Source organism: Actinoallomurus rhizosphaericola, from assembly GCF_024055675.1.
GTDB classification, from domain to species: Bacteria; Actinomycetota; Actinomycetes; order Streptosporangiales; family Streptosporangiaceae; genus Actinoallomurus; species Actinoallomurus soli.
In genome coordinates, this window is the sequence record NZ_JAMXMW010000017.1 from 224,328 (window position 1) to 231,078 (window position 6,751).

Consider the following 6,751-nt stretch of genomic DNA (forward strand, 5'->3'; position numbering starts at 1 on the left):
GTCGCCGCGGCGTCCGGCCAGGTCGGCGGCTCCGGGAGGTCTCGCCCGCCTCGTCCCGGCGGGAGTACGAAAAATCTCTGAAAGAACTACGACCGCCGGTGGGCGGACAAGACCGAGACGCCCGCGGTGCTCCCCTTCGCGGTCGTCAGCCGCAGGGCCAGCTCGGCGGCCTCCGGCAGGCCGAGGCGCTGGCACAGGAGCAGGGCGGTCTGCCAGGTGTCCCGCGCGGCGCGTGAGTCGCCGTGCATGGCGTGCGCTTCGCCGAGGACCAGCAGCGTACGTGCCTCCCACACCGGCATGTCGAGCTCCCGCCACAGGCCGAGCGACCGGGTGAGCTGGTCGATCGCCGAATCGAGACGGCCGGCGGCCAGATCGAGTGCGCCGAGCCCGCGCAGCGCCACCGCGTGCCCGAAGTGGCGCTGCAGGCCCAGATCGGTGAAGATGCTGATCGCCTGCTCGTACTGGACCCTGGCCCGGTCGGTGGACCCCCATTTGCGGCACAGGTCGCCCAGGCTGTTGCGCGTGTACGCCTCTCCCACGCGATCGCCGACGTCACGGAACGCCGCCAGGCACTCCTCGAACCGCAGCGCGGCGGCGGGGTACCGGCCGAGCTCCCGTTCGATGATGCCGATGCTGCGGGTGATGAGCGCCCGGTACCGATGCCGGCCCAGCCCCTGCCAGATCGCCGCGCTCCGCTCGTAGTTGCGCAGCGCCTCCTCCAGGCGGCCCTGGTCGGTGTGCACCTTGCCGAGCCCTTCCTGTGCCTGCGCCTCGCCCACCAGGTGGCCGGCATCGGTCGCCCGCCGCAGTCCCTGCTCGAGGAGGGCGATCGCGGTCTCGGTGTGCCCTGTCTGCCGGTGGACGTCCGCGCAGTGGTACAGCGCGTCCGCCTGCCCGGCCGGCTCACCGAGCTGCTCGAACAGGGCGAGCGCCTGCTGCGCGTACGACAGGCGCGTGGCGTTGTCGCTCAGAAAGGCGCACCGCTCGGCCAGGCCGCGCAGCATCACCGCCTCGCCCAGCCGGTCGCCGGTCCCCCGGGCCGCGTCGAGAGCGTGCTGGTGCGTGTGCGACCAGTCGTCGTACAGACCGCGCAGATCGAAGAAGTTCGTCAGCGCCTGGGCCAGCAGCCACGGAAACCGGGGGCGGCCGAGCGCGCCGGCCTGCACGACCATGCCGACCAGCCCTTCTCGCTCCGTCGCGAACCACGCGATCGGATCGCTCGCGACGAGGTCGAGCGCGCGCGGATCGACGCCCCGGACCGGCCCTACGTCGCCGAGGACGCCGAAGCACTGGCTCGGCAGGCGGTCGTCGGCCTGCCGGGCGAGGTGCAGCGCGGCGCTCAGCGCCCGGTCGCAGGCGGCGGTGTTCTCCTCCTCCGAGCCCTCCTCGGCGGCGAGCTCCCTCGCCAGCACCCTGACCAGGTCGTGGAAGCGGTACCGGAAACGCCCGGGCCCGTCGCCGCCCTCGACCTCCATCAGGTGAGCGTCCACGAGCGAGTCGAGTAACTCCTCGGCCGTCTCCATGGGCACGTCGAGGAGGCTGGCGGCGAGCCAGACGCCGACGTGCGGAACGTCGGGCAGGGAGAGGAGCCGGAAGGCATGGCGGGCCGTCGGGGGCAGCCCGCGGTAACCGAGCATCAGTCCGGCGCGTATCTCCAGATCGGCGAAACGCAACTCGTCGAGCCGCCGATGGTGGTTCTCCAGCAGCCGGGCCATCCGGGCGAGCGGCCAGTGCGGCCGGGCGGCCAGCCGGGCCGCCGCGATGCGCACCGCCAGCGGCAGGTAGCCGCACATCGTCAGGATCCGCTCGGCGGCCCGCGGGTCGGCCGCCACGCGCTCGGACGTGATCACCCGGCCCAGCAGTTCCAGAGCGCTGTCCCGCTCGAAGACGCTCAGGTCGAAGATCTGGCTGCCCTCGAGGGCCGCCAGCCGGGTCCGGCTGGTGACGATCGCCCGGCAGCCCGGGTTGTTCGGCAGCAGCGGCCGGACCTGTCCCTCCCCGGCCGCGTTGTCGAGCAGCAGGAGGATCCGCTGGTCGGCGAGCCGGTCCCGGTACAGCCGGACGCGCTCCGTCAGGTCGTCGGGTATCGCCGAGCCGTCGACGCCCAGCATGAGCAGCAGCCGGCTCAGCGCCTCCATCCCCGAGAGGGGGTCGGGCCGGTCGCCTCGCAGGTCGATGTAGAGCTGGCCGTTGGGATAGTGCTCGACGCACAGGTGAGCCACGCGCACCGCGAGGGCCGTCTTGCCGACCCCGGGCATGCCCGTTATCACGGGCACGGTCGGCGCTTCCTTCGCCGACCGGTCCGCGGGTGCCTTCAACAAGGTGCAGAGCTGGCCGATCTGCTTCTCCCGGCCGCTGAAATCCGGGATGTTGCGCGGAAGCTGTTTGCGGCGCGCGACCGGACGGGTACGGCCACCCGGTTCCGCCGGAACCTCGCGATGGATTCTGACGGCACCGTCACCGCCGGCTCCGAGAGCCGGGTCGGCGGCGAGAATCGCCGCATGGACCTGACGGAGTTCGGCACCGGGGTCGATCCCCAGTTCGTCGGCCAGAATACGGCGCGTGTCATGAAACAGACTCAGGGCATCGGCCTGCATTCCGCTTCGATACAGCGCGACCATGAGTTGCGCACGCAGCCGCTCACGCAAGGGCTGCTGTGAGGCGACGCTGGTCAGTTCCGGAATGAGTTCGTGGTGCCGGCCGAGGGCCAGCAGCGCGTCGGCCCAGTCCTCCACCGCCGCCAGCCTGGCCTCTTCCAGCCGGGGCTGCTCAAGGCGCGCGAGCGGTTCGGTGACGCCGGACAGGGCCGGGCCGCGCCACAGCGACAGCGCTTTGGCGAAACGGCGAGCGGCCTCCTCCATCCGGCCCGTCGCGGCCGCGCGGCGTCCGTCCCGGATGAGCTGCTCGAAGGCGAACAGGTCGATCTGGTCGTGAGCGGTCTCCAGCCGATAACCGGGTGGGTGCCGCACGATGCGCGCTCCGGACCCCACGCTCCTGCGCAGCCCGTAGATGTACGTCCGCAGCTGGGCCTCGGCCGTCGCGGGTTCGTTGCCGGGCCAGACGACCTCGATGACCCGGTAGTCGGGAACGACCCGCCCTTGGGCCATGAGGAGCATCGCCAGAATGGTCCGAGGTTTCGGCCCTCCGATTCTCACGCTTACCGTGTCGTCAATTACTTCGACCGGGCCGAGGATGCGGAACTCCATACATGCCACCAAGGTGTTGAGGAGGGCCGTCACCCTCGGGACGATCGACCACATCGCCTGCGACGGACCAGACCTATTCAATTGAGCACGATCAACCGAGTCCGGCTAGAGGCGGTTCGTGCCTTTTCACCGCCGGCCGTCCCTGGTGATCCCACGCGAGGCGGGATGGCCGGTGCGAAGCTTGTCACCCCGCGGGCCGAGCGGGGGGCGTCGGCGGCGCCACCCGCCGCCGGTCGGACCGGAGAACCGTCGGCGTTCCGTATCCCGGGAACCGGCAAGGTCAAGATCCGGTGCGGAACGACTCTCATTTGCCATGTGCACGGCTGTCGGCACGCGGTGCGTATGACAGGGTGCCGGACCCTCGTGGCATGAAGATCGAAGGTCGGCCCCGTTCCTTCCCGCGAGTGCCCGCCGTCCGCGTAGCGCCGGCATGGCATCGCAGGGCCGTCGCCGGTGGCGTGGGGTTCGTCTCGGCCGCGCTGCTCGGCTGGGAGTTGTCCCGGCCGCACGCCCTCGTCGGAACGCACCAGCTGAACTCGTACAACGACGGCGTCTATTTCGGGGCGGCGTTGCGGCTGGTCGGCGGGCGACTGCCCTATCGGGACTTCACATTCTTGCACCCGCCGGGCCTGCCGCTCATATTGGCGCCGATCGCGGCGTTGGCCAAGGTCGTCGGCGAGCCGGTCGCCATGGCGATCGCGCGTGTCCTGACCGCCGTGCTGGCGGTGGGGATCGCCATCGCCGGCTCATTGATCGTCCGGTATCGCGGGCGGGTCGCCATGGTGACGACAGGGCTGGCCCTGGCCTGCTCTCCATTGACCTTCGACGTCACCAACACCGTCGAACTCGAGGTCTATCACCTCTTCCTGTGTCTCATCGGCACGCTCGCCCTGTTCGGCTCGACCGGCACGCTCACGTCGAGTCGCCGGCGGACCTTCGCCGGCGGTCTGGCGTTCGGCTTCGCCTGCGCGGTGAAGGTCTGGGCGCTCATGCCGGTCGTGGCCCTGCTGGCCGTCTACGCGGTCTTCTGCGGGGCGACCGGCGGGTGGAGGCGGGCCGGGTGGCTGGCCGGCGGCATCACGGCGGGGGCGGCCGCTCCCGTCCTCCCGTTCTTCGCCCTGGCCCCCGGGACCTTCGTGCACGATGTGATCGTCGTCCAGCTCACCCGGGGCACCTCCGGGTGGGCCTCCGCACCGATCGACGCCAGGTTCGCGTGGATGACCGGTCTCGGCGCGGTGCCGGGTCTGAGCGCGGCGCCGGTCCTGGCCGTCGGGGTGCTGGCGACGCTGGCGGTGGCAGTCGTCGCCGGCTATGCCGTGGCCGGCCGCCGCGTCGCGCTGGACTGGTTCATCCTCGCGGCCGCGATCGCGGCGGTGGCCGGGCTGTGCGTTCCACGTCAGTTCTTCAACGGCTATGGCTATTTCCCCGGCGTGTTCCTCGCCCTGCTGCTCGGCGTGGTCGTCGGCAGGTTCGCGCGCGCGGTGGGGGCCGGCCGTTCCGGCGCGGGACGCGCCGTGCCGCTCCTGCGGCGCACCGCGATGGCGATCGTCCTGGTCGTCGCCTCCCTGGCCGCCCTGGCCCGACTCGGCTACGCCCGGAACTTCACGCCCCACTACGTCGACTCCGGGCGTGAGCTCTCCGCCTACATCCGGCCGGGCGCATGTGTGATCTTCGACGGCGCCACCGCGCTGATCGAAGCCGATCGTCTCGCCACGAAGCAGCACTGCCCCGCGACGGTGGACGTCTACGGGCAGTGGCTGGCGGCCGATCCCGCGCACCCGCCGCCCTTCGCGGGACCGTTCACGCCGCGACTCGTACGGGAGTGGGCGACGGCCATGCGGCAGGCCGACTACATCTTCCTGGTCTCGCCGAGGACGAGCTTCGTCCCCTGGACGCCGGAGTCCGCCTTCTCCCTCTGGTCGCGTTACACGCTGATCCACGTGGAACCCGGCGCCTATCTGTTCCAGAGGACGACGGAGCTCGATCCGGGGAGCCTGCCGGCCGACGCCGCGGATCGGCTGGTCGGCGCGGGACAGTCCGCCCAGCGGGCCGGCGACACGGTGGACGCCCTGCACGAGTACAAGGCGGCGGCACGGATCGATCCCCGCAACGCGTTCGCGCACTACGACCTGGGCGTGCTCCTCCAGCAGAACGGAGACGCCGCCGACGCGCAGAGCGAGTACGAGAGAACCCTGGCCATCGATCCGCGGTTCGGCAGCGCGCTCTACAACCTGGGCGTGCTGCTCACCGCGACCAGACCGGCCGAAGCGATCTCCTTCTACCGGAGAGACCTGCGCATCGAGCCTCGCAACGCGGCGGCCGAACTCAACCTCGGCCTGCTGCTCATCGGCCACGGGGAGGCCGACCAGGGCCGGGCCCACCTGCGCAGGGCGATCCGCCTGAACCCGGAGTTCCGGCGCCAGCTGCCGCCGGGGGTCACTCTCTGACGCGCCCCCCGCAACGGCGGCCGACGGATCGGGCACTTGGCAGATGTTATCCACCCGGATAAAGTTATCCGGGTGGATAAGAAACTCTACGCGCGGGTCCGTCTGCTCTTCGGCGCCGTGCTCGTCCTCTCGATCGCGACTCTCGGCGTCGCGGCCCTGACCGGCGGCGGTGCCGCCGTGTGGATCCGCGGCCTCATCGTCGTCGCGATCGCCGTCCTGCTCCTCGCAGCGGCCAGACGGACCTACGACGGCAGCCGGGCCGCCTATCGGCGCATGCGGGTGATGTCCACCGTCGCACCGGCGGCCATCGTGGTCATCGTCGCGCTGCCGCACGACGGCTTCCCCGTCTGGATGAAGGTCGAACAGGCGGCCGTCGGCCTCCTGCTGGCCGTGGTCGCGGTGGCGGTGAGCCGCAAGACCGTCCGGCGCGCCTACTCCCGGAGCGGCGAGTAGATTCGACCGTCATGACCACCCGCCAGGCGGCGACCGCGGCCCGCAAGGAGCAGATCATCCGCGCCGCGATCGCCCTGCTGGCGGAGCGCGGCTACCAGGCCACCACCTTCGAGGCCATCTGCAGGGAGGCGGGTCTCAGCAGCAAGCGGCTGATCACCTATCACTTCTCCGGCAAGGACGAACTGCTGGCGGCCGTCGCCGACCAGGTCGTCGCCGACGCCGAGGCCTACATGCGGCCCGCCCTCGACGCCGCGACCGGCGCCCGGGACCTGCTGGCCGCCCTCATCCGGGCGAACGTCGCCTTCATCGCCGACCACACGCCGCAGGTCCGCGCGCTGCAGCAGATCTTCCTCAACGGCGGCCTGGGCGACTGGCAACGGCACCACATCGACTCGGTGAACCGGCTGGCCGGCCTGTTCGCCGACGGCCAGCGCACCGGGGCCTTCCGGTCCTTCGACCCGCAGGTCATGGCGGCGGCGCTGCGCGCCTCGATCGACAGCGTGAGCCCCCTGCTCTCCGCGGGTCTCCCCCCAGGCCGGTGCGCGGACGAGCTCGTCGAGATCTTCGACCGCAGCACCCGGCCCGCGTGATCGGAACGGCCCTCCAGCCGGGAAGCGGGAAGGTCGCCGCCGGTGCGACCGGCGG

The 6,751-nt window shown here is 71.4% G+C and carries 4 protein-coding genes; 3 read left to right on the forward strand and 1 reads right to left on the reverse strand.

Annotated features, from left to right (window positions below):
- Positions 1-86 precede the first annotated feature (86 nt).
- Positions 87-3,116: an AfsR/SARP family transcriptional regulator gene (locus tag NE234_RS32445; RefSeq protein ID WP_252784690.1), complete on the reverse strand. Its 3,030-nt coding sequence runs from the start codon at positions 3,114-3,116 to the stop codon at positions 87-89.
- A 458-nt stretch (positions 3,117-3,574) separates the two neighbouring features.
- Between NE234_RS32445 and NE234_RS32450 the strand changes: the two genes are divergently transcribed.
- From NE234_RS32450 to NE234_RS32460, 3 genes are all read left to right on the forward strand, one after another.
- Positions 3,575-5,653, forward strand: coding sequence for a tetratricopeptide repeat protein (locus NE234_RS32450; protein ID WP_252784691.1), 2,079 nt, complete (start codon positions 3,575-3,577; stop codon positions 5,651-5,653).
- A gap of 72 nt (positions 5,654-5,725) precedes the next feature.
- On the forward strand, positions 5,726-6,106 hold the full coding sequence (locus NE234_RS32455) for a hypothetical protein (protein ID WP_252784692.1): 381 nt from the start codon (positions 5,726-5,728) through the stop codon (positions 6,104-6,106).
- Positions 6,107-6,117: 11 nt separating this feature from the next.
- A complete protein-coding gene (locus NE234_RS32460; RefSeq protein ID WP_252784693.1) occupies positions 6,118-6,696 on the forward strand; it encodes a TetR/AcrR family transcriptional regulator in 579 nt (192 codons plus the stop codon).
- The last annotated feature ends 55 nt before the right edge of the window (positions 6,697-6,751 follow it).